Here is a 20,754-nt window from a genome sequence, read left to right on the forward strand (position 1 = left end):
ATTTTTTTCTTCTTACAACCCCATCGCCTTGTACGCCGCCGCCAGGGTCGGCGCGGCCAGCGTGCGGGCCTTCTCCGCGCCCTTGGCGAGGATCGCGTCGAGCTCGGCCGGGTTGGCCTTCAGCTCCCGCAGGCGCTCGGCGATCGGGCCGAGCTTGCTGGCGAGCAGCTCGCCGAGCGCCGGCTTGAACGCGCCGAAGCCCTGGCCGCCGAACTGGGCGAGCACATCGGCCGGGGTCGCATCGGTCATCGCGGCATAGATCCCGACCAGGTTGCGCGCCTCGGGCCGGCCCTCCAGCCCCTCGACCGTGTCCGGCAGCGGCTCGGGATCGGTTTTGGCCTTGCGGACCTTCGACATGATCGTCTCGGCGTCGTCGGTCAGGTTGATCCGGCTCATGTCCGACGGGTCGGACTTGGACATCTTGGCGGTGCCGTCGCGCAGGCTCATGACCCGCGCGGCGGGGCCACCGATCACCGGCTCGGGCAGGGTGAACAGCTCGACGCCGAAGTCGGTGTTGAACTTGGTCGCGATGTCGCGGGCCAGCTCCAGATGCTGCTTCTGGTCCTCGCCCACCGGGACATGGGTCGTCTGGTAGAGCAGCACGTCGGCCGCCTGCAGCACCGGATAGGCATAGAGGCCGATCGAGGCGCCCTCGCGGTTCTTGCCCGACTTCTCCTTGAACTGGGTCATGCGGTTGAGCCAGCCGATGCGTGCGGTACCGTTGAGCAGCCAGCACAGCTCGGCATGGGCGGGCACGTCGCGCTGGCGGAACAGGACCGCCTTGTCGGGGTCGATCCCGCACGCGACGAGCGCCGCCGCCATCTCTCGGATGTTGTTGGTGAGCGTCGCCGGCTCGTTGTGCACGGTGATCGCGTGCAGGTCGGCGAGGAAGAACAGGCACTCGCCCTCATGCTGCATCTGCACCCAGCGCCGGATCGCGCCGAGATAATTGCCGAGATGCAGGTTGCCGGTGGGCTGGATGCCCGAGATGGTGCGCTGATGTGTCATGACCGCGCGGCTATTGGGGCGCGGCGGCGGCGAGTCAAGCGGACTCGCGATCAGCGCCGGCGGCGGAGCTGTCCCTTGAGCGTGGCCAGCGAATAGGCTCCGAGAGCGAAGACCAGGCCGAAATAGACGATGACCGCAGCCGCGATCATCGCACCCAGCGCGGCGACGCGTTCGATCAGGCTGCGGCCGGTCCACGGGTCGATCCACGGATTGAGGACGAACAGGAGGGCCGCCATCGCCAGCGTCGCCGCGATCAGGCGGACGCCGGTGCGGCGCAGCCGGTCGTCGATCGCGAAATGATCGCGGCGACGGAGCGTGAGGTAGAGCAGCACCGCGTTGACCCAGGCCGAGATCGCCGTCGACAGCGCCAGGCCGACATGCGCGAGCGGCCAGATCAGGACGAGGTTGAGGACGAGGTTGACCAGCATCGCCACCAGCGCGATCCGCACCGGCGTCCTCGTGTCGGCGCGCGCGTAGAAGCCGGGGGTCAGCACCTTGATCAGCACATAGGCGGGCAGGCCGAGCGAGAAGGCGGCGAGGGCGCGGGCGCTGGCGATCGTGTCATGGGCGGTGAACACGCCGTGCTGGAGCAGCGCGCGGATCAGCGGGGTCGCCGACACCATCAGCGCGGCGGTGGCGGGCAGGGTGAGCAGCAGCACCAGCTCGATAGCGCGGTTCTGCGTGTCGAGCGCGGCCTTGGTATCGCCGCCGCCGAGCTGGCGCGACAGGCTGGGCAGCATCGCGGTGCCGACGCCGATACCGATCAGGCCGAGCGGAAGCTGGTTCAGCCGATCGGCATAATAGAGATAGGAGACCGAGCCCTGCGGCAGGAAGCGTGCGGCGAGGGTCGTCGAGATCAGCAGGTTGAACTGGACGGCGCCAGCGCCGATCGCGGCCGGGCCGATCAGCGCGAGCAGCCTGCGCACCTCGGGGCTGAGGCGCGGCAGGCGGATGCGCAGCCGGACGCCGGCCTGCCAGCAGGCGAGCACCAGCCAGGCGAGTTGCAGCGCGCCCGACACGGTGACCGCGATCGCCTGGGTCCGGGCGGTCTCGACTTCGCTATGGCCGCGGAAGAACAGCAGGCCGACGATCAGGCAGATGTTGAGAAGGATCGGCGCGGCGGCATTGACCCAGAAGCGGTTGAGCGAATTGAGGATGCCGCCGAGCAGCGACACCAGCGAGATCAGCATCAGATAGGGGAAGGTGATCCGGGTATATTGCGTCGCCAGCGCGAATTTCTCGGGGCCTCCGTCGGGGAAGCCGCCGGTCATCGCCCATACGATCGGCCCCGCCGCCAGCATCATGGCGACGGTGAAGACGATCAGGAAGGGGAGGAGGACCGACAGCACGTCCTCGGCAAAGCGCAGCGCGATATCGAGGCCGTTGCCCGGCTCCTTCGCCTCGGCCTCGGCGACGGTGCGGTTGAACATCGGCACGAAGGCGGCCGAGAAGGCCCCTTCGGCGAACAGCGCGCGGAACAGGTTGGGCAGGCGCCAGGCAATCAGGAAGGCGTCCGACGCGAAGCCCGCGCCGACGAAGCGCGCCATCAGCATGTCGCGCAGGAAGCCGAGCACCCGGCTGACCAGCGTCAGCCCGCCGATCGTCGCGCTGGCGCGCAGCAGGCTCATGCCTCAATTCCTCCCTGTCCGCAGGATGGGGAGGGGGACCACCCGCAGGGTGGTGGAGGGGTCGGCGACCCCGCCTCCTGCCTTATGAAGGTGATGTCGTGGCGCATTACCCCTCCACCGGCTTCGCCGGTCCCCCTCCCCGAGCTCGGGGAGGAATGGGGAGGGACGTCCGCTGTCAGGCTTCGCCCGCCGGCTGCGATTCGGCGAGGGCGTTCTGCTGCTCGGCCTGTTGCATGTAGAGTGCGCCGAAATCGATCGGCTCGAGCACCAGCGAGGGGAAGTTGCCGTCGCGAATCGCGTCGGCGGCGACGCGGCGCGCGAACGGGAAGAGCAGGCGGGGCGCTTCGGCCAGCAGGAAGGGAGCCAGATGCTCCTCGGGCACGTTGCGGATACCGAACAGGCCGGCATAGACCAGCTCGACGGCATAGGCGGTCAGGTCGCCCTGGGTCGCCTTGATCTCGATCTTGAGCGCGACCTCGTAGACGTCCTCGCCGGCGAGCTGCGAGCCGATGTTGAACTGAACGTCGATCTTCGGCTGCTCGGGCGCCTGGTAGATGCCGGGCGCGCTCGGATTCTCGAACGACAGATCCTTCACATATTGGGCGATCAGCGCGACCTGCGGCAGATGGTCCTCACCGTTGGTCAGCGTGTCGGCGGCGCCCGTCTCTTCACTCATTGTCTGTCTTTCCGTCGAATATGGGGACCGGTGGCGCGGGCTTCCGACCGCTTCCGGCGATGCGTCCCGCGCCTAGCAGGCGGGAAGGGGCGGAGCAATGGCGGGCGTGCGGCGGCCCGGCGACCCGTCCCGGAACGATCCCCGCCGAGGCAGGGAACCTCCGACGCGCCCGCGAGTCATTTGAATATTGCCGCCATTGTCCCTATGTTGGGAGCCCGGCAGTGTTTTTGGCGGCAGCGTATTGGAGGCCCGGTGACCACGATTGTCATTCTTGCGATGGTGTTTCTTTTCGTCGCGTTCCGTCTGTGGAGCGTGCTCGGCCGTCGCACTGGGCATGAGCAGACGATCGCACGTCCGGCCGAGGCCGCTCCTGCGCCGATCGGCGCCGGCCGATCGCTGCCCGAGAACGCCACCCCCGCCCTTCCGGCCAAGCCGGCCGTGGTCGAGCCGCGCGCCGAAGCCGGCGTCCGCGCGATCCAGTCGGCGGACGGCAGCTTCGATGCCGCCCAGTTCCTGGAAGGCGCGCGGTCGGCCTATCGCATGATCCTCGAAGCCTATTGGCGCGGGGACGAGGAGGCGCTGCGCCGCCTGACCGACGACGACGTCTATGAGGCGTTCGCCGCCGCGATCGCCGAACGCCGCGAGGCGAACGAGGTGCTCGACAACCGGTTGGTATCGATCGAGAGCGCGGTGATCGAGCAGGCGCGGATGAACGGGCAGACCGCGAACGTCACCGTGCGCTTCGACGCCGACATCGCCGCCGTCACCCGCGACGGCGATGGCAATGTCGTCGCCGGTTCGCTGACCGACGCGGTCCCGACGCACGACGTCTGGACCTTCAGCCGGCACGTCCGTTCCGACGATCCGAACTGGACCCTGGTCGAAACCGACGAGGCGGCGTGATCCGCCGTCTTTGCGCGGGGCTCGCCGGTTTGGCGATGCTCTCCGCCTGTACCGTCGTTCCGACCCCCAGTGGCGTGCCGCAGCATCGGCCTCCGGCGCATCATCCGGCGCGCCCGGAACCTGCGCCGCCGCCCGTCGTCGCACCGCCCCCGCCGGCCAAGCCGACCAATGCGGCCGACAGCGGCGTGCAGCCCGGTCCGGCCTTCACCAGCTTCGCGATCAATCCCGACGCCGCGCGCGCGGCGCTCACCGCCTTCCGCCTCTCCTGTCCTGCGTTGCAACGCCGCGCCGACCAGAGCGGGCTGACCCGCTCGGGCGACTGGTCGCAACCTTGCGCGCAGGCTAGCGGCTGGCCCGATGGCGACGCCGCGGCTTTCTTCGCGAACCAGCTCGCGGTGGTGCAGGTCGGCGACGGCCGCGCCTATGCGACCGGCTATTATGAGCCCGAGATCGCAGGCTCGCGCGCGCCTGCGCCCGGTTACGACACGCCGATCTACAAGCGCCCGCCAGACCTGATCGAAGGCGACCTCGGCGATTTCTTTCCCGAGCTGAAGGGCAAGAAGATCCGCGGCAAGGTCCAGGGCGGCAAGCTGATCCCCTATCCCGACCGCGGCCAGATCGAGGACGGTGCGCTGAAAGGGCGCGGGCTGGAGATCGGCTATGCCGCCGATCCGGTCGAATTCTTCTTCCTCCAGGTCCAGGGCTCGGGGCGGCTGCGCCTGCCCGACGGATCGGTGATGCGGATCGGCTATGACGGCCAGAACGGCCGCGAATATGTTGGCATCGGCAAGCTGATGCGCGATCGCGGGCTGCTCGGCTCCGGCCAGCTTTCGATGCAGGGCGTGATGGCCTGGCTGCGCGCCAACCCGGCCGAGGGCGATGCGATCATGCGCGAGAACAAGAGCTGGGTGTTCTTCCGCGAACTGACTGGGCCCGGCCCGATCGGGGCGATGAACGTCGCCGTCACCGGACGGGTGACGGTGGCCGCCGATCCGGCTTTCGTGCCGCTTGGCGCGCCCGTGATCCTCCAGCTCGACCGGTCCGAGGCCAATGGCCTTTGGGTCGCGCAGGACACGGGTGGCGCGATCAAGGGTGCCAACCGCTTCGATACCTTCTGGGGTGCCGGCGAACAAGCGCGCACCATTGCCGGCGGCATGAGCGGGCGCGGCCAGGCCTGGCTGCTGATCCCGCGCGCGGCGGCGGCGCGGCTGGCGGAGCAGCGTGACCCGGCGGCTCGATCCTGACGAAGCCGCGCTCTGGCAGCGCGTGACCGCGACGGTCCGGCCGATCGCCCGCAGGACATCCAAGCCATCTTCCACCGACAGCGGGGCCGGCAATGCGCCGGTGCCGCCATCGCCATCGTCCGCCGTGGCGAAGAAAGGCCGCGTGCCCCCGCTGCGGGTGCCGGCGGCGACGCCCGTCACCCAGCAGAAGCCGCTCGCCGACAGCCTCGACGGTGGCTGGGACCGGCGGCTGCGGCGCGGCGTGACCCAGCCCGACTGGACGATCGACCTGCACGGCCATACGCTCGACAGCGCCCAGCGCTTGCTCGACCGGGTGCTCGATCAGGCGGTCGCCGAGGGGATCCGCGTATTGCTGCTGATCACCGGCAAGCCGCCGCGCGACGACGATCGCGGGCTCGACGGTCGCCCGCGTCGGGGGCTGATCCGCGCCTCGATCGGCAGTTGGCTGCAGAGCTCGCGCCATGCCGCCCGCATCGCCGCCGTCCGCAACGCGCACCCGCGCCATGGCGGCACGGGTGCGCTCTACCTGATCCTCCGCCGCGACCGGGAGGATGGCGTTCGTTAGGCGGAGGCGCTTGTCGATCGGCCGCCGAGCCGTTCGAGCGCGAGCCATGTCGCCAGAGGCATTGCGAGGCAGAATGTCGCCAGCGGCCATATACCGTCAGCGGGGAGCAGCAGCGTCAATCCCGTCCCAATGGCGCCTGCGATCAGCCCTTCGAGACAGTAATGGAGCGCCGTCGCCAACCCGGCCCTGTCGCCGAACGACGCCAGCGCGCCGTTGGCGGTGACTGACACCGCAAGGACGATGCCGATCGCGGTGATCCACATCGGTGCCAGCAACGCCCAGGGCTGAGGCACCGCCGCCGCCTGGGCGGCGATCAGCAGCACGCCGCCCGCTACCATGAGGAGCATCGCCCGGCGTAGTGAGGTTTCGATGCCCCAGCGGGCGATGTGCGGCCGCAGACAGCGCCCCGCGACGATCATCATGGCAGCGACGCTGGCGAAACAAAGGCTGAATGCCAGTTCGGACAGCCCGACGCGTGTGACCAGAATGCGCGGCGCGGTGGAGAAGAAGACGAAGAAGCCGCCGAGTGCCGTCGCGAAGCCGAGGGTGTAGGTACGAAAGGCGCGATCGCGCAGGATCGGCCGGGGATCGTGCGATCCGGCTCTCGTCGTTGTCCCTGTTTCGGGCCAGCGCAGCCAGGCGTGCAGCGTCGCGACAGCGCCGAGTCCCGCGAGGAGAAGAAAGATGGCGCGCCAGCCCAGTCCCCGCATGAGGACAGCGCCGAGGATCGGCCCCAGCGCCGGCACGAAAGCCAGTATCGCGCCGAACAGGCCATAAATGGTTGCGCCTTCGGGGCGATCGGCGAAGACGTCACGCACTGTCGCGAAGGCCGCCACCAGCATTGCCGCCGCCCCGCATGCCTGCAGCAGCCGAAGCAGGAGGAAGGCCATGGCGGACGTGCTGACGGCAAGTCCAAGCGATGCCAGCGTGAAGAGCAGGCCGCCCGCCAGGACCACCGGTCGCCGGCCGATGCGATCGGACAGCGGGCCGAACAGAAGCTGGCCTGTCCCGAGCAGCACCAGATAGACGGAAAGGGTGAGCTGGATCATATCGGCCGAGCTGCCCAGCGCGGACGGCATCGAAGGGATCACAGGCAGGTAGATGTCCAGGGCGAGCGACGCGAGCACGTCGAACGGCGCCATGAGGACGAGCGAGGCCGTGACGCCATGGCGCCACGGATGGAAGGGCTTCTGCATGAAAGGGCTCCGCGAGAGGAGAAATCCCGGCGGCGTCCGTGGAGCGCCGCGGCGACATGACCCAGCGGGTCAGTCGGCGCGGCAGACTATCGTGCCGTCTTGGTGCCCTTGAACATGGCCGGCACTATGCCATTGCGGCAGTCAGAGGAAAAGGCCGTGCCGCCTCCAGGTCGGCACGGCCTCCTCGGACCTGCTGGACAGGGCCGATGGCGCGGGACTTCGGGGGGCGCGTCCCGCGTGTCGCATCCCCTTCGCGGTGTTCGTCAGTCCTTCGACGCGTTGGCCGAGCGGTTCTGTTCCTTGGCGGTCTTCTTGACCTCGCCCTTGCCCATGGCGGAGACGAGGACGTTGCCCGATCCGTTGAAATTGGCAGCGGGCAGCGTCGCGGTCGCATCGCCGACCTGCATCACCACCGACTGGACGGTGCCGCGGGCGGTCGAGCGGACGTCTTGCACCGTGCCGATCACCCGGCCGCGCGCGTCCTGTACCAGCATGCCGGGGGCGACGTCGAAGCTGCCGGCCGCATTGGCGGCGGCGCTGCCCGCGAGCGCGAGCTGGCCGAGGCCGCCCGAGGCGGTGCCGGCGGCATTGCCCGAGCCGGTGGCGCTGCCGCGCGCCGCGGAAGCCGAGTTCGCCGCGCTGCCGGCCGCATTGCCGGCGAGCCCGGCGGCCTGACCGGCGGTCGACCGCGCGGTCGAGGCGACCCCGCCGACCGCACCGCGCACCGCATCGGTGCCGACGAGCTGGGCGTCGGCGCTACCGCCGGCCGAGCCGGTGGCGCCGGCGGTGGCATTGTTGATCGTGCCGCCCAGGCTGCCGTCGGCCTGGCCGTTGCCCGAAACCTTGCCGCTGCGGCGGTCGACCTTGCCGTTGCCGCGCGCGGAGACGGCGCTGTCGGCGCTGCCGGTCACGTCGGAGCCGAGCCGGCCGACGCTGCCGCCCAGGCTGCCCGAGCCGCCCAGCGTGCCGCCGACCATGCCGCCGATCCCTCCCAGGCCGCCGCCGAGGCCACCACCCAGGCCACCGCCGCCCAGAAGCTGGGCCGGGGCCGGAGCGGCCATGATCGCGAGCGCGGTGATCGCGCTGCCCCAGAACATCGTCTTCATCGCACTGTTCCTTTCCGGTTGTGGGCGGCATCGATGCCGCTCATTAAGGCAACGGGAGGAACTTGGCTTTTCATCCCCGGCGGCGAAGAAAAATTTATTCCGTCACGATCTCAACGCGTTGCACAGTCGCCGCAGACGATGCCGCGCCCGGTCAACCGGCCCTTGCCGCGCGCTTCGGCGGCCAGCGCCGCGATCGCGCGCGCGCGCGCGGGCCGCTCCGCCGCCGCCAGCCGGGCGATCCGCCCGACGACGAAGGGGGCGGCATAGGATGTGCCGCGCACCATCCCCGTCCCGCCGGCGGCCTTGGCCGCGCGCAGGCCTGCGCCGGGGGCGGCGAAATCGAGATGGCGCGCCTTGCCCGCCTCGATCAATGGGCGCCCGCGGGCATCGACGCCGGTGACGGCGATGACCTGCGGATAGGAGGCGGGGTAGGCGGGCGGGGCGGCCGCCCCGTCATTGCCGACTGCCGCGACGATCAGCATGCCGCGCCGGTCGGCGGCGGCGATCGCGCGGGCGAGCAGCGGATTGTCGGGGCCGGCGAGGCTGATGTTGACGACCGCGACGTCGCTGGTCGCGAACCAGCCCAGCGCGCGGGCTATGGCGAGGGCGCTGCCGCCCTTCGGGTCGCGGCCGAAGATGTCGGCGACCAGCAGGCGGCTCTGCGGGGAGACGCCGCGCACCGCGCCGCGGCCGACGAGGATCGAGGCGATCGCGGTGGCGTGGTCGCCGGGCGCGGGAGCGCCGGCCGCGAAGCCGCGCTGGACGATGCCGGCGGGCAGCGCCGGATGGGCCGCGACGCCGCCGTCGATCAGGCCGATCGGCGCGCTCGGGCCGCTGGGGGAAGCCGGGCTGGCGCCGCCCGTCCGGACCGGCGCGCCGCCGCTCGGCTGATAGATGGGGTTGGACTGGACCTCGGCGCCGGGCACGAGCTGGCGAAGGCGGCGTTCGGCGCGGGCGAGGCTCATGCCGTCGGGCGTGCGCAGCCGCGCGGTGCGGATGCCGAGGCCGTCGATCGTATCCTGTCCGGCCAGGGTGAAGCCCGCGGCGGTGGCCGCCCGCAGCGCCTCGGCGGTGGCATCGATCAGGATCAGTTCGCCCTTCACCGCGGGATCGCCGCGCGCATCGATGTCCAGCGCCTCCGGATGCTGTCGGACCAGCGCGTCGAGCCGCATGATCCGCTGGCGTGCCAGCCGGTCGACCAGGTCGCCGGTGCGGTCGACCGTGTCGGACAGCCTGTCGCCGACCGTTTCGCCGAGCCGGCCGAGGCCCTGCGTCGCCTGGCCGATCGCGCCGCCGACCGGTGGCAGCAACTGCGCGACGGCACTCCCGGCCATCGCGGCCAGCGCCGCTGCCATTATAGTCTTGCCGAATCGCATCGGGATCAACTTCCTTTCACGGCCGTTATGATCAACGGATGTCGTCGCATCGGGTTGCATGGGATGAAACGGGCGAGATCATCCGTTTCATCCTCAAGGCGGTCGATGGGACGGAGCTGAGGACCAGCGATGTGACCGAGTTCGAACGTGCGTTGCTCGATCTGCTGCCGCGATTGCGGCGGTTTGCGCGCGCGCTCGCCCTCGACGCGGCCGACGCCGACGATCTTTGCCAGATCGCGCTCGAACGCGCGCTCAAGGCGGAGGCGCAGTGGGAAAAGGGCAGCAGGCTGGATTCGTGGATGTACAGGATCATGCGCAATTGCTGGATCGACGAGGTTCGAGCGCGCAAGCGCCGGTCGGAGACTTTCGTCGCCGAGGAGGAAGGGCTCGCGGTGGGCGAGGCCGATGATCGCCGGATCGAAGCGCGGGTCGAGCTGGGCCATGTCGATCGGGCGATGGCGGCCCTGCCGCCCGAGCAGCGCGAGGTGATCGCCCTGATCCTGGTGGAGGGGCTGGCCTATAGGGAGGCCGCCGAACTGCTCGACCTGCCGATGGGGACGATCACGTCGCGGCTGGTGCGCGGACGGCAGGCGCTGCTGGAGATGCTGGGAGAAGCGGCATGACCGAGGATCAGATCATCGCCTATGTCGATGGAGAGCTCGGCCCGATCGAGGCGCTGCGCTTCGAGCGGGCGATGGAGGCCGATGCGGCGCTGGCCGCCGCGGTCGGACGGCACCGCGCGCTGCGCGACCGGGTCGCCAGCCATTTCGCGCCGATCGCCGCCGAGCCGGTTCCCGCGCGCCTCGCGGCGATGGTCGATCCGTCGTCCAACGTCGTCGCCTTTCCGGCCCGGCCGCGCCGCTGGTTCGACGCGGGCGGGCGCTATGCCGCGATCGCAGCCACGCTGGTGGCCGGGCTGGTGCTGGGGCAGGTGCTGCCGCGCGGGCCGGCCGCGCCGATCGGCGAACGGAACGGCGCGATCATGGCGCAGGGTGGGCTCGCCGCCGCGCTCGACAGGGACCTCGCAGCCGCGCCGGAGAACGGCGCCTATCGGATCGGGGTCAGCTTCGTCAGCCGCGACCGGCGCTATTGCCGCACCTTCAGCGGCAACGCTGGCGCGGGGCTGGGCTGTCATGGGCCGGAAGGCTGGGCACTGGTTCGCTTCGTCGCCGGAAGTGGTAGTGAAGAGCAGGGCGCCTATCGCCAGGCCGGCAGCGCCTCGGCCGACGTGCTCGAGGCGGCGCAGGCGATGATGGCGGGCGACCCGCTCGACGCCGATGCCGAGCGGCGCGCGCGCGACTCGGGCTGGCGCCTGCGATGAACGCAGGCTGACATTTTGGGGCGGCATTCGTTGCAATGCTGAAATATGGCGGAAAGGAAAAGGCGCGAGGGAGGTTCCACGCCCCTCTTGCGGAAGGATATCGCGCATGCCGCTCCAGTCGGCTCGCGCCGCCTCTAAAGGCGCTGCCCCGTTCAAGGCCAGCGCGATCGGTTGCGAGAATGGCCGCCATTCGGCGGTCAGCGCCAGCAAGGTCGAGATCAACGGCGTCGTCCACGCCATCTGCCGCCATTGCGGCTGCGAGCTGATGCGCCTCGGCGCCTCGCGCCGGTGGTTCCGAACCGGGCAGATGGGCGGCTGATTGCATCTGTTCCTGATAGGAATAGATGTTTCAAATATTATCCAGATAGTGTGGAATGCCGGCTTGCGCTAAGCCCCGCCCATCCATTTTCGACAGCGAGGCGGCGATGAGCGACATGATCGACAGGGCGGGACTGAAGGTGGCGGACGCGCTGGTCCGCTTCATCGAGGATCGCGCGCTGCCTGGCACCGGGCTCGACGCCGCCGCCTTCTGGAACGGCACGGCGGCGATCTTCGCGCGCTTCGTGCCCGAGAATCGCGCGCTGCTCGCCACCCGCGACGAATTGCAGGCGAAGATCGACGCGTGGCACCAGGCCCGCGCCGGCAAGCCGGTCGACCCGGCCGAGTACCGGGCGCTCCTGACGGAGATCGGCTATCTCGTCCCCGAGCCCGCGCCGTTCGCGGTCGGCACCGCCAATGTCGATGCGGAGCTGGCGACGATGGCCGGTCCGCAGCTCGTCGTGCCGATCCTCAACGCCCGCTTCCTGCTTAACGCCGCCAACGCGCGCTGGGGCAGCCTCTATGACGCGCTCTACGGCACCGATGCGATCCCGGGTGCGGCCGCCGGCAAGGGCTATGATGCCGCGCGGGGCGGCCAGGTGATCGCCTGGGCCAAGGCGTTCCTCGACCAGGCGGTGCCGCTGGCGTCGGGACGCTGGGCCGATTGGGCGGGCGACGACCTCGCGCTCGCCGATCCGGCGCAGCTCGTCGGCCGCGCGGGCGACAACCTGCTGTTCCGCCACAACGGCCTGCATATCGAGGTGGTGATCGACCGAGGTCATGCGATCGGCAAGGACGATCCCGCCGGGATCGCCGACGTCATCCTCGAATCGGCGCTGACGACGATTTGCGACCTCGAGGATTCGATCGCGGCGGTCGACGCGGAGGACAAGGTCGCCGCCTATGCCAACTGGCTCGGCCTGATGAAGGGCGACCTGGAGGACACGTTCGAGAAGGGCGGAGCGATGATGACCCGCCGCCTCAACGGCGACCGCAGCTACACCGCACCCGACGGCGCCGGCTTCACCCTGCCGGGCCGCAGCCTGCTGTTCGTCCGCAATGTCGGCCACTTGATGACGACCCCGGCGGTGCGGCTCGCCGACGGTTCGGAGGCGCCGGAGGGTATCCTCGACGGCATCGTCACCAGCCTGATCGCGCTGCACGACCTGAAGGGTCTCGGCAAGCACCGCAACAGCGCCAGGGGCTCGGTCTATATCGTCAAGCCGAAGATGCACGGGCCGGACGAGGCGGCCTTCACCAATCGCCTGTTCGACGCGATCGAGGACCTGCTGGGCATGACGCGCCACACCCTCAAGGTCGGGGTGATGGACGAGGAGCGCCGCACCTCGGCCAACCTCGCCGCCTGCATCGCAGCGGTGAGGGACCGGATCATGTTCATCAACACCGGCTTCCTCGATCGCACCGGCGACGAGATGCACACTTCGATGCGGGCCGGTCCGATGATCCGCAAGGGCGACATGAAGACCAGCGACTGGATCGCCGCCTATGAGGACCGCAACGTCCAGATCGGCCTCGCCTGCGGGCTGTCCGGCAAGGCGCAGATCGGCAAGGGCATGTGGGCGGCGCCCGACAAGATGGCCGATATGCTCGCCCAGAAGATCGGCCATCCGAAGACCGGCGCCAACACCGCCTGGGTGCCGTCGCCGACCGCCGCGACGCTGCACGCGACCCATTATCACGCGGTCGACGTGTTCGCCCGGCAGGCGGAACGCAAGGCCGAGCTGGTCGCGAGTCTCGATCGGCTGCTGACCATCCCGGTGGCGGCCGGCAAGAACTGGAGTGCCGACGAGATTCGTGCCGAACTCGACAACAACGCCCAGGGCATCCTCGGCTATGTCGTCCGCTGGGTCGACCAGGGCGTCGGCTGCTCGAAGGTGCCCGATATCCACGATGTCGGCCTGATGGAGGACCGCGCCACGCTGCGCATCTCGTCGCAGCACATGGCGAACTGGATGCTGCACGGCGTCGCCACGGCCGAGGAGATCGACGCCGCGCTCAAGCGCATGGCGGCCAAGGTCGACGCGCAGAATGCCGGTGATCCGCTCTATCGGCCGATGGCCGGGAACGAGGATCGCAGCCTTGCCTATCAGGCCGCCCGCGCGCTGGTGTTCGAGGGCGTCGAGCAGCCCAACGGCTATACCGAGCCGCTGCTCCACAGCTTCCGCCAGAAGGTGAAGGCGGCGGCCTGAGCGCCGCTCGCCCGCTCTCCTCCTCGTCCGCCATTCCCGTGAAAGCGGGAATGGCGATGAAGCGGTTCCTGTTACCTACTTCATGAACAGCATCGCCACCGACTGCTCGGCGACGCTGGCGACGCCGTCGCGGTTGGCGTCGGCCATGTCGAACAGCCCGAGCGGACGGGCCTGCGCTTCGGCCAGGCTCACCCTGCCGTCACCGTCGGTGTCGCATTTGTCGAACCAGCTCCGCCCGATATGGGTCAGGCCGCGGCCCTGGTCGGGCCGGGCGTTCTGGATCTCGCGATAGCGCTCGAACTCGGCGGGGCTGACGAAGCCGTTCTTGTCGGCGTCCATCTCGGCGAACTGCTTCTTCGCGACGGCGGCGACCTCGGCACGGGTGATCGGGCGCTGGCCGAGCTCGAGCCCGGCATGGGCCGCGCTCGCGGCGGACAGCGAAAGCAAAGCAACGAACATCAAGCGGGTCATGGTTTCGATCCCATGGTGAAAACGCGGTTCTGCTAGCCGGGATCAACTGACCGGGGCCTGAATGGGTTGCCTGCAGCCGCCGAGGCTACTTCACCACGCCGATCTGGAAATCGAACAGGATGCGGACCCAGACGCCCATTTGCGGCTTGCCGCCGATCCTGGGTGGGCGGATCTTGAACTGCCATGCCGCCTGCCGCAGCGCGCGCGCCAAGCCCGATCCGCGCGGAAATTCCCCCAGCTCCTGGCAATCCTCGACGCGATAGTTGGGTACCGTCCGGCAAGCGATCATCCCCCAGCCGGCCTGTCGCTGCTCCTTGATGTAAAAGGCCATTTCTGCCGGGGTCGGCTCGACATACCAGTCCGCGGGATAGAGCTTCTCGCCGCCGGGGCCTTCGCCCGGCCCCTCGCCCTCGCCGCTGCCGGCATCGGCGGCGCCGGGCGCGCTGTCGGCGCGCTGCGGGCGGATCTTGGAGATATCGCTCGCCCGGAAAACCTCCGAGCTGACGATCATCATCTTGAGCGGGGTCGGAGGCGGCGGGGGCAGCGGCGGCGGGGGCGGCGTCTTCTCGGTTTCCCGGCGCTGCGCGCGGGCCGAGGCCGCTGGCTTGGGCGCGGGATTCTCGGAAAAGGACAGCAGCGGGAAGCTCTTCAGTTCGGGCGTCAGCTTCTGCAGGGTCGCCGGAGTCAGCGACATCAGCAGGAAGAAGCCCAATATGTGGACGATGATCGCCAGGATGACGCCGGTTGCGCGGCGGCCGAGCAGGTCCCGGCGGATCGTCCATGATGGCGGAACGGAGGGCAGGCGCATCGGCTGGTCCTGCCCGGCGAGAGCCGAGCGGCGTGAGGGTTACTGAGCGTCCTCTGGCCAGGCGCGACTGCCGCCCTTAGCCGTTGCCTGGGTGTCGATCAACTGGTCGCCGCCCAGCGCCTGGTAGAGGGTCACCAGATTCTGCCCCTTGAGCAGCCGCGCCTGAGCGAGGGTGCGTGCGGCGCCATAGGCGGTGCGCTGGGCGTCGAGCATGTTCAGATAGGGATCGATGCCCTCGCGGTAGCGGGCATTGGCGAGGAACAGCGAGTCGCGCGCCGAGGCGTCGAGCCGGGTGCTGGCGGCGAGCTGCCGGTCGATCGTCGCGCGCCGGGCCAGCGCGTCGGCAACGTCGCGGAAGGCCGACTGGATCGCCTTCTGGTAGTTGGCGAGCGCCAGGTCGCGCTGGGCCTTCGAATAGCGAAGATTGCCGAGATTGGCGCCGCCGTCGAAGATCGGCAACGTCGCCGACGGCGCGACGCTCCAGGTGAAGGCACTGCCCTGGAACAGGCTCGACAGCGCGCTGCTGGCGAAGCCGGCGAGTGCAGTCAGCCCGATGCGCGGGAGAAAGGCGGCCCGCGCCGCGCCGATTCGGGCATTGGCCGCCCGCAGCGCATATTCGCTTTCGACCACGTCGGGCCGGCGCAGCAGGATCGACGAATCGAGGCCGGCCGGCACCTCGGCGAACTGCCCGTCGAGGCTCTCGATCGACGCGGGCAGAAGATCGTCCTCGATCGCAGCGCCGACGAGGAGCTGGAGCGCGTTGCGGTCCTGCGCGACGGCGGTTTCGAGGCTGGCCTCATCTGCCTCCGCCTGGGCCAGCACGGTCTCCGCCTGGCGCAGGTCGGTGCGCGGGGCGACGCCGCCCTTGAGCAGCGCCTGGGTCAGCTCGACGCTCTTGGCCGCGCTGGTGCGGGTCTCGGTGGCGATGGCGAGCAGGCTCCGGTCGGCGGCGAGCGCCAGATAGGCGTTGGCGACCCCGGCGACGAGGCTCAGCCGCGCGCCGCGCTGGGCGGCCTCGCTGCCAAGATAGGTGCTGAAGGCGGCATTGTTCAGGCTGCGGAGCCGGCCGAACAGGTCGATCTCCCAGCTCACCCCCAGGTCGGCATTGTAGGTAGTGCGGCGGCCACCAGTGCTCGCGCCGTTGCCGTTGCCGCCCGTCGCACCGTTGCCCGTGCCGCCGCGCGTCTCGTTCGAGCTGTCGCCGGTGGTGAGCCCGGCCGATCCGTCGATCTGGGGGAGCAGATCGGCGCGCGCGACCGTCACCAGCGCGCGAGCGGAACGGACATTGGCCAGCGCGGCCTTGAGGTCCTGGTTGTTGGCGAGCGCTCGGTCGATCAGCGTGACCAGCCGCGGATCGCGAAACATCTCGCGATAATCGAGCTTGGCAGGCGCTTCGCCCTGGCCGGCGTCGGGGAGGGCGGCGGGGACGGCGGGCGCGGGTCGGTGATAGGCGGGCTCGAGGCTGCATCCCGCGAGCGCGGTCATCGCCAGCAGCGCGGCGGTGCGGCGGATCACGTCGCGACCTCCCCGTTGCGCTTGCGCGGGAAGAGCTTGCGGACCAGCACGAAGAACAGCGGCACGAAGAAGATCGCGAGCAGGGTGGCGGTGAACATGCCGCCCAGCACGGCGGTGCCGATCGCGACGCGCGCCTTGGCGCCGGCGCCGGTCGATATGGCCAGAGGCAGCACGCCGAACATGAAGGCGAAGCTGGTCATCAGGATCGGGCGCAAGCGGATGCGCGCGCCTTCGATCGCCGCCTGCAGCGGCGTCTTCCCCTCATTTTCCGCCATCACCGCGAATTCGACGATCAGGATCGCGTTCTTGGCGCTCAATCCCATGGTGGTGACGAGGCCCACCTGGAAGAAGACGTCGTTCTCCAGCCCGCGCAGCAGAACCGCCAGGGTCGCCCCGATCAGGCCGAGCGGGATGACCATCACGACCGCGATCGGGATTGACCAGCTTTCGTAAAGCGCGGCCAGGCACAGGAATACGACGAGCAACGACAGGCCATAGAGGATCGGCGCCTGCCCGCCCGACAGGCGTTCCTGATAGCTGAGGCCCGACCAGTCTACCGAGACGCCCGGTATCTGCGCGGCCAGCTCCGTGATCCGCTGCATCGCATCGCCCGAGCTCTTGCCCGGCGCGCCCTGGCCCTGAAAGGTGAAGTTCGACACGCCGTTGAAGCGGGTCAGCACATTGGGGGTCTGGGCCCAATGAACCGTGGCGAAGGCCGAGAAGGGCACCATCTGTCCCGACGAGGAACGGACATGCCAGGCGGCGAGATCCTCGGGCCGGCTGCGGAAGGGGGCGTCACCCTGGACGAAGACGCGTTTGACGCGCCCCCGGTCGACGAAATCATTGACGTAGAGGCCGCCCCAGGCCGCCGAGAGCGTCTGGTTGACCGCAGCCTGGCTGACGCCGAGCGCGCCGACCTTCTCCGAATCGATGTCGACGGCGAGCGTCGGCGTATCCTCGAGCGTGTTGAGGCGGACATTGGCGAGGTCGGGGTCGGCGGAGGCCATGGCGAGGAGCTGGTCGCGGCGCTGCTTGAACTCCTCCCGGCTGAGGTCGCCGGTGTTGAGCAGCTCCATCGAGAAGCCGGTCGACTGGCCGAGGCCCGGGATCGACGGCGGGGTCAGGACGAAGATCTGGGCATCGCGGATCTTCGACAGCGCCTGGGTGGCGCGATGGGCGATCGCCTCCGAGTTGTTCTCCGGGCCCTTCCGCTCGTCCCAGGGAGCGAGCGCGATGAAGCCGCGGCCGGCATTCTGGCCCTGGCCGGCGGAGCTGGTGCCGCTGACGGTGTAGAAGGTCTGGATGTTGTGCGGCTCGTTCTTGGCGAGATAGGTCTCGATCTCGCGCGCGACCGCGACCGTCCGGCTCATCGTCGCGCCGGGGGCCAGGGTATATTGGGTCTGGGCGATTCCCTGGTCCTCGGTGGGCACGAAGCCGGTAGGCAGGCGGAAGAAGACGAGCACCAGCGCCGCGATCACCAGCACGAAGATGATCATCGCGGTCCGTACATGGCCGAACAGCTTCGAGACGGTGTCGCGATAGCGGTCCGACACCCGCTTGAACCAGTCGTTGAAGCGATCGCCCTGGCGGTAGGCACGCCCGACGAGACCACCCTGCGCGGCGCGCTTCTCCTTGTCTGGGCGCTTCAGCACCGTGGCCGCGAGCGCCGGCGACAGGACCAGCGCGACGAACACCGACAGCGCCATCGATGCGACGATGGTGATCGAGAACTGGCGATAGATCACGCCGGTCGAGCCGCCGAAGAAGGCCATCGGCAGGAACACCGCCGACAATACCAGCGCGATCGCGATCAGCGCGGTGTTGATCTCCGCCATCGACTTGATCGTCGCCTCGCGCGGACTGATGTCGGGATCCTCCTCCATCACGCGCTCGACATTCTCGACCACGACGATCGCGTCGTCCACGAGCAGACCGATGGCGAGGACCAGGCTGAACAACGTCAATGTGTTGATCGAGAAACCCGCTGCAGCCAGCACGCCGAACGTTCCCAGCAGCACGACCGGGACGGCCACCGCCGGGATCAGCGTCGCCCGCCAGCTTTGCAGGAAGACGAACATGACCAGGACGACGAGCAGGATCGCCTCGAACAGCGTCTTGACCACTTCCTCGATCGACAGCTTGATGAAGGCGGTCGCATCGTTGACGAAGACGTGGCGATAGCCGGACGGGAAATGCTCGGCTGCCTTGTCGACATAGGAGCGGACGATCTCGGACGTCTTGAGCGCATCCGCGCCGGGGGCCAGGAGAATCGCGATGCCGGCGCCCGGGTGGCCGTTGAGCCGGCCCACGATATTGTAGGACTCGCTGCCCAGCTCGACCCGCGCGACATCCTGCAACAGCACTTTCGAGCCGTCGGTCTGCGTCTTGACGATGATCTTCTTGAACTCGTCGGCATTGGTCAACCGCGACCGTGAGGTGACGATCGCGTTGAGCATCTGCTCGTCGGACGATGGCACGCCGCCGATCTGCCCCGCCGCGACCTGGGCGTTCTGCGCCTGGAGCGCGGAGGTCACGTCGTCGGGGGTCAGCCCGAAGCTCGCCAGCCGGAACGGATCGAGCCAGATGCGCATCGCATAGGGCGCACCGAACACGTTGACGTCGCCGACGCCGGGAAGGCGGCCGATGCCGTCCTGGAGGGTCGAGGTCAGATAGTCGGCGACGTCGAGATTGCTCGCCCGGTCGCTCTCGTCATAAACCGACACCACCATCAGGAAGTCGGGGTTCGACTTGGTGACGACCAGGCCCTGCTGCTGGACCTGCTGCGGCAGGCGCGGCAGGGCTTGCTGCACCTTGTTCTGCACCTGGACCTGGGCGATGTCCGCATCGACGCCCTTGTCGAAGGTGACGGTGATCTGTGCCCGGCCCGCCGAACTGGAAGAGGACGAGAAATAGAGCAGCCCGTCGATGCCCGAGAGCTGCTGCTCGATGATCTGGGTGATGTTCGACTCGACCGTCTCGGCCGAAGCGCCGGGATAATTGGCCCGGATGTTGACCGAGGGCGGAGCGATGTTCGGATATTGCGACACCGGCAGGCTGAGCAGCCCGCCCGCGCCGAGCAGCATGATCACGATCGCGATCACCCAGGCGAAGATCGGGCGATCGATGAAGATGCGCGATATCATCGGCGAGGGCTCAGCCGGCCTTGGCCCGGCTGCCCGCCGCTGCCGGGGATAGCGGCGGCGAGCCGGCGGGAACCGGCCTGATCGCCTGGCCCGGCCGAATATTGCCGAGGCCTTCGACGATCACCTTGTCGCCGGGTTTCAGCCCCGACGTCACCAGCCATTTGTCACCCACCGTCCGATCGGCGACCACCTCGCGCAACTCGGCCTTGTTGCCTGTCCCGACCAGGACCACGGTGGCCTGACCCTTCGGGTCGCGGCTGACTCCGATCTGCGGGACCAGGATGGCATTGCGCGCGGTGATCTGCGACAGGCTCGCGCGGACGAACATGCCCGGCAGCAGCAGGCCGTCGGGGTTGGGGAAGCGGGCGCGCAGCGTGACCGTGCCGGTCTGCGGATCGACCATCGCTTCGGCGAATTCGAGCCGCCCCTTGATCGGATAGTCGCTGCCGTCCTCCAGTTTCAGCGTCACCGTCGCCGATGAGGTGGAACCGTTCCCGGCGGCGAGCTGACGGCGCAGCGCGAGCAGATCGGCGCTCGACTGCTGGATGTCGACGAAGATCGGATCGAGCCGCTGGATCGTCGTCATCGCGTTCGCCTGCCCGGCGGTGACGAGCGCGCCGGTGGTGACCAGCGACCGGCCGATCCGCCCGCTGATCGGCGCCGGCACGTTGGTGAAGCGCAGGTTGATCCGCGCGGTGTCGAGCAGCGCGGCGTTCTGCGCGACCGCGGCCTCGGCCTGGCGCGCTGCGGCCTCGGCGTCGGTATAGTCCTGCTTGCTGACCGCCTCGATCTGGGCGAGCGGCTTCAGCCGCTGGGCACGCGAGACCGCCGCCTGGCGCTGTGCACGCGCATTGGCGAGATTGGCGGCCGCCTGGTTGACGGACGCCCGGAACAGGCTCGGGTCGATCTGGTAGAGCGTCTGACCGGCGCGGACGATGCTGCCTTCCTCGAACAGGCGGGCCTTGAGGACCCCCGTCACCTGCGGCCGGACCTCGGACGTTTCGAATGCGGCGGTGCGGCCCGGCAGCTCGATGAACAACGGCACCGACTCCGTGCGCATCACGACGAAGCCTGCTTCCGGCGCCGGCGGCGCGGGTTTCTGCTTGGAACAGCCGGCAGCCAGCGCACAGGCGAGGAGAAGGAGCCCGCTACGGCGGCCCACCGTGTTGGAAATCATCGAGCAACCTTCGCGAACTGCGGCGGGCATCCTGCTCTGCTAGACGCAGCCGAACACCAAAACAATCATCGGCCTGTGCAGTCGCGACC

The 20,754-nt window shown here is 69.2% G+C and carries 18 protein-coding genes; 7 read left to right on the forward strand and 11 right to left on the reverse strand.

Going from position 1 to position 20,754, the window contains the following annotated elements; all coding sequences use genetic code 11:
• Positions 1-12: 12 nt before the first annotated feature.
• The 3 genes from trpS to secB all read right to left on the reverse strand — a co-directional run bounded on the left by trpS (position 13) and on the right by secB (position 3,312).
• The gene (trpS, locus tag B5X82_RS05155; RefSeq protein ID WP_079647040.1) at positions 13-1,008 is read right to left on the reverse strand and encodes a tryptophan--tRNA ligase; all 996 of its coding nucleotides are present in this window, start codon (positions 1,006-1,008) and stop codon (positions 13-15) included.
• Positions 1,009-1,058: 50 nt separating this feature from the next.
• Entirely contained in the window at positions 1,059-2,636 is a 1,578-nt protein-coding gene (murJ, locus tag B5X82_RS05160) for a murein biosynthesis integral membrane protein MurJ (RefSeq protein ID WP_079647041.1), read from the reverse strand.
• Positions 2,637-2,811: 175 nt separating this feature from the next.
• A complete protein-coding gene (gene secB / locus B5X82_RS05165; protein WP_079647042.1) occupies positions 2,812-3,312 on the reverse strand; it encodes a protein-export chaperone SecB in 501 nt (166 codons plus the stop codon).
• Between the two features lie 252 nt (positions 3,313-3,564).
• Here secB and B5X82_RS05170 point away from each other — a divergent pair, with 252 nt between their 5' ends.
• Genes B5X82_RS05170 through B5X82_RS05180 form a run of 3 tightly spaced genes read left to right on the forward strand, consistent with a single transcriptional unit; the run spans position 3,565 to position 6,024 of the window.
• Positions 3,565-4,215: a Tim44/TimA family putative adaptor protein gene (locus B5X82_RS05170; RefSeq protein WP_047166407.1), complete on the forward strand. Its 651-nt coding sequence runs from the start codon at positions 3,565-3,567 to the stop codon at positions 4,213-4,215.
• Complete coding sequence (gene mltA / locus B5X82_RS05175) at positions 4,212-5,459, forward strand: murein transglycosylase A (RefSeq protein ID WP_079647044.1); 1,248 nt, start codon at positions 4,212-4,214, stop codon at positions 5,457-5,459. Before B5X82_RS05170 ends, mltA begins: the two co-directional genes overlap by 4 nt.
• Positions 5,437-6,024 (forward strand): Smr/MutS family protein, encoded by a 588-nt coding sequence (locus B5X82_RS05180; protein WP_079647045.1) that lies wholly within the window; start codon positions 5,437-5,439, stop codon positions 6,022-6,024. Before mltA ends, B5X82_RS05180 begins: the two co-directional genes overlap by 23 nt.
• Here the strand turns inward: B5X82_RS05180 and cml are convergent.
• The 3 genes from cml to B5X82_RS05195 form a co-directional block, all read right to left on the reverse strand.
• Entirely contained in the window at positions 6,021-7,220 is a 1,200-nt protein-coding gene (gene cml / locus B5X82_RS05185; protein WP_079647046.1) for a CmlA/FloR family chloramphenicol efflux MFS transporter, read from the reverse strand. The genes B5X82_RS05180 and cml overlap by 4 nt on opposite strands.
• Before the next feature lie 263 nt (positions 7,221-7,483).
• Positions 7,484-8,326 carry a hypothetical protein gene (locus B5X82_RS26680; RefSeq protein WP_079647047.1) on the reverse strand — a complete coding sequence of 281 codons (843 nt, stop codon included), beginning with the start codon at positions 8,324-8,326 and terminating at the stop codon, positions 7,484-7,486.
• 110 nt (positions 8,327-8,436) lie between these two features.
• Complete coding sequence (locus B5X82_RS05195) at positions 8,437-9,702, reverse strand: S8 family serine peptidase (protein WP_235862598.1); 1,266 nt, start codon at positions 9,700-9,702, stop codon at positions 8,437-8,439.
• A gap of 131 nt (positions 9,703-9,833) precedes the next feature.
• Here B5X82_RS05195 and B5X82_RS05200 point away from each other — a divergent pair, with 131 nt between their 5' ends.
• From B5X82_RS05200 to B5X82_RS05215, 4 genes are all read left to right on the forward strand, one after another.
• Entirely contained in the window at positions 9,834-10,325 is a 492-nt protein-coding gene (locus tag B5X82_RS05200; protein ID WP_079647049.1) for an RNA polymerase sigma factor, read from the forward strand.
• Positions 10,322-11,023, forward strand: coding sequence for an anti-sigma factor family protein (locus B5X82_RS05205; RefSeq protein WP_079647050.1), 702 nt, complete (start codon positions 10,322-10,324; stop codon positions 11,021-11,023). The genes B5X82_RS05200 and B5X82_RS05205 overlap by 4 nt, the downstream gene beginning before the upstream one ends.
• 106 nt (positions 11,024-11,129) lie before the next feature.
• Positions 11,130-11,342: a hypothetical protein gene (locus B5X82_RS05210; protein ID WP_079647051.1), complete on the forward strand. Its 213-nt coding sequence runs from the start codon at positions 11,130-11,132 to the stop codon at positions 11,340-11,342.
• A gap of 106 nt (positions 11,343-11,448) precedes the next feature.
• On the forward strand, positions 11,449-13,551 hold the full coding sequence (locus B5X82_RS05215; RefSeq protein WP_079647052.1) for a malate synthase G: 2,103 nt from the start codon (positions 11,449-11,451) through the stop codon (positions 13,549-13,551).
• A 75-nt stretch (positions 13,552-13,626) separates the two neighbouring features.
• Here the strand turns inward: B5X82_RS05215 and B5X82_RS05220 are convergent, their stop codons facing one another.
• The 5 genes from B5X82_RS05220 to B5X82_RS05240 all read right to left on the reverse strand — a co-directional run bounded on the left by B5X82_RS05220 (position 13,627) and on the right by B5X82_RS05240 (position 20,695).
• Positions 13,627-14,022, reverse strand: a complete 396-nt coding sequence (locus B5X82_RS05220; protein WP_079647053.1) for an EF-hand domain-containing protein — start codon at positions 14,020-14,022, stop codon at positions 13,627-13,629.
• Between the two features lie 85 nt (positions 14,023-14,107).
• A complete protein-coding gene (locus B5X82_RS05225; protein WP_079647054.1) occupies positions 14,108-14,830 on the reverse strand; it encodes a hypothetical protein in 723 nt (240 codons plus the stop codon).
• 39 nt (positions 14,831-14,869) lie between these two features.
• On the reverse strand, positions 14,870-16,345 hold the full coding sequence (locus B5X82_RS05230; protein WP_079647055.1) for an efflux transporter outer membrane subunit: 1,476 nt from the start codon (positions 16,343-16,345) through the stop codon (positions 14,870-14,872).
• Positions 16,342-19,488, reverse strand: a complete 3,147-nt coding sequence (locus B5X82_RS05235) for an efflux RND transporter permease subunit (RefSeq protein WP_079647056.1) — start codon at positions 19,486-19,488, stop codon at positions 16,342-16,344. The genes B5X82_RS05230 and B5X82_RS05235 overlap by 4 nt, the downstream gene beginning before the upstream one ends.
• A gap of 10 nt (positions 19,489-19,498) precedes the next feature.
• Positions 19,499-20,695 (reverse strand): efflux RND transporter periplasmic adaptor subunit, encoded by a 1,197-nt coding sequence (locus B5X82_RS05240; RefSeq protein ID WP_079647057.1) that lies wholly within the window; start codon positions 20,693-20,695, stop codon positions 19,499-19,501.
• Positions 20,696-20,754: the final 59 nt, after the last annotated feature.

Source organism: Rhizorhabdus histidinilytica (assembly GCF_900167915.1).
Classification (GTDB): Bacteria; Pseudomonadota; Alphaproteobacteria; order Sphingomonadales; family Sphingomonadaceae; genus Rhizorhabdus; species Rhizorhabdus histidinilytica.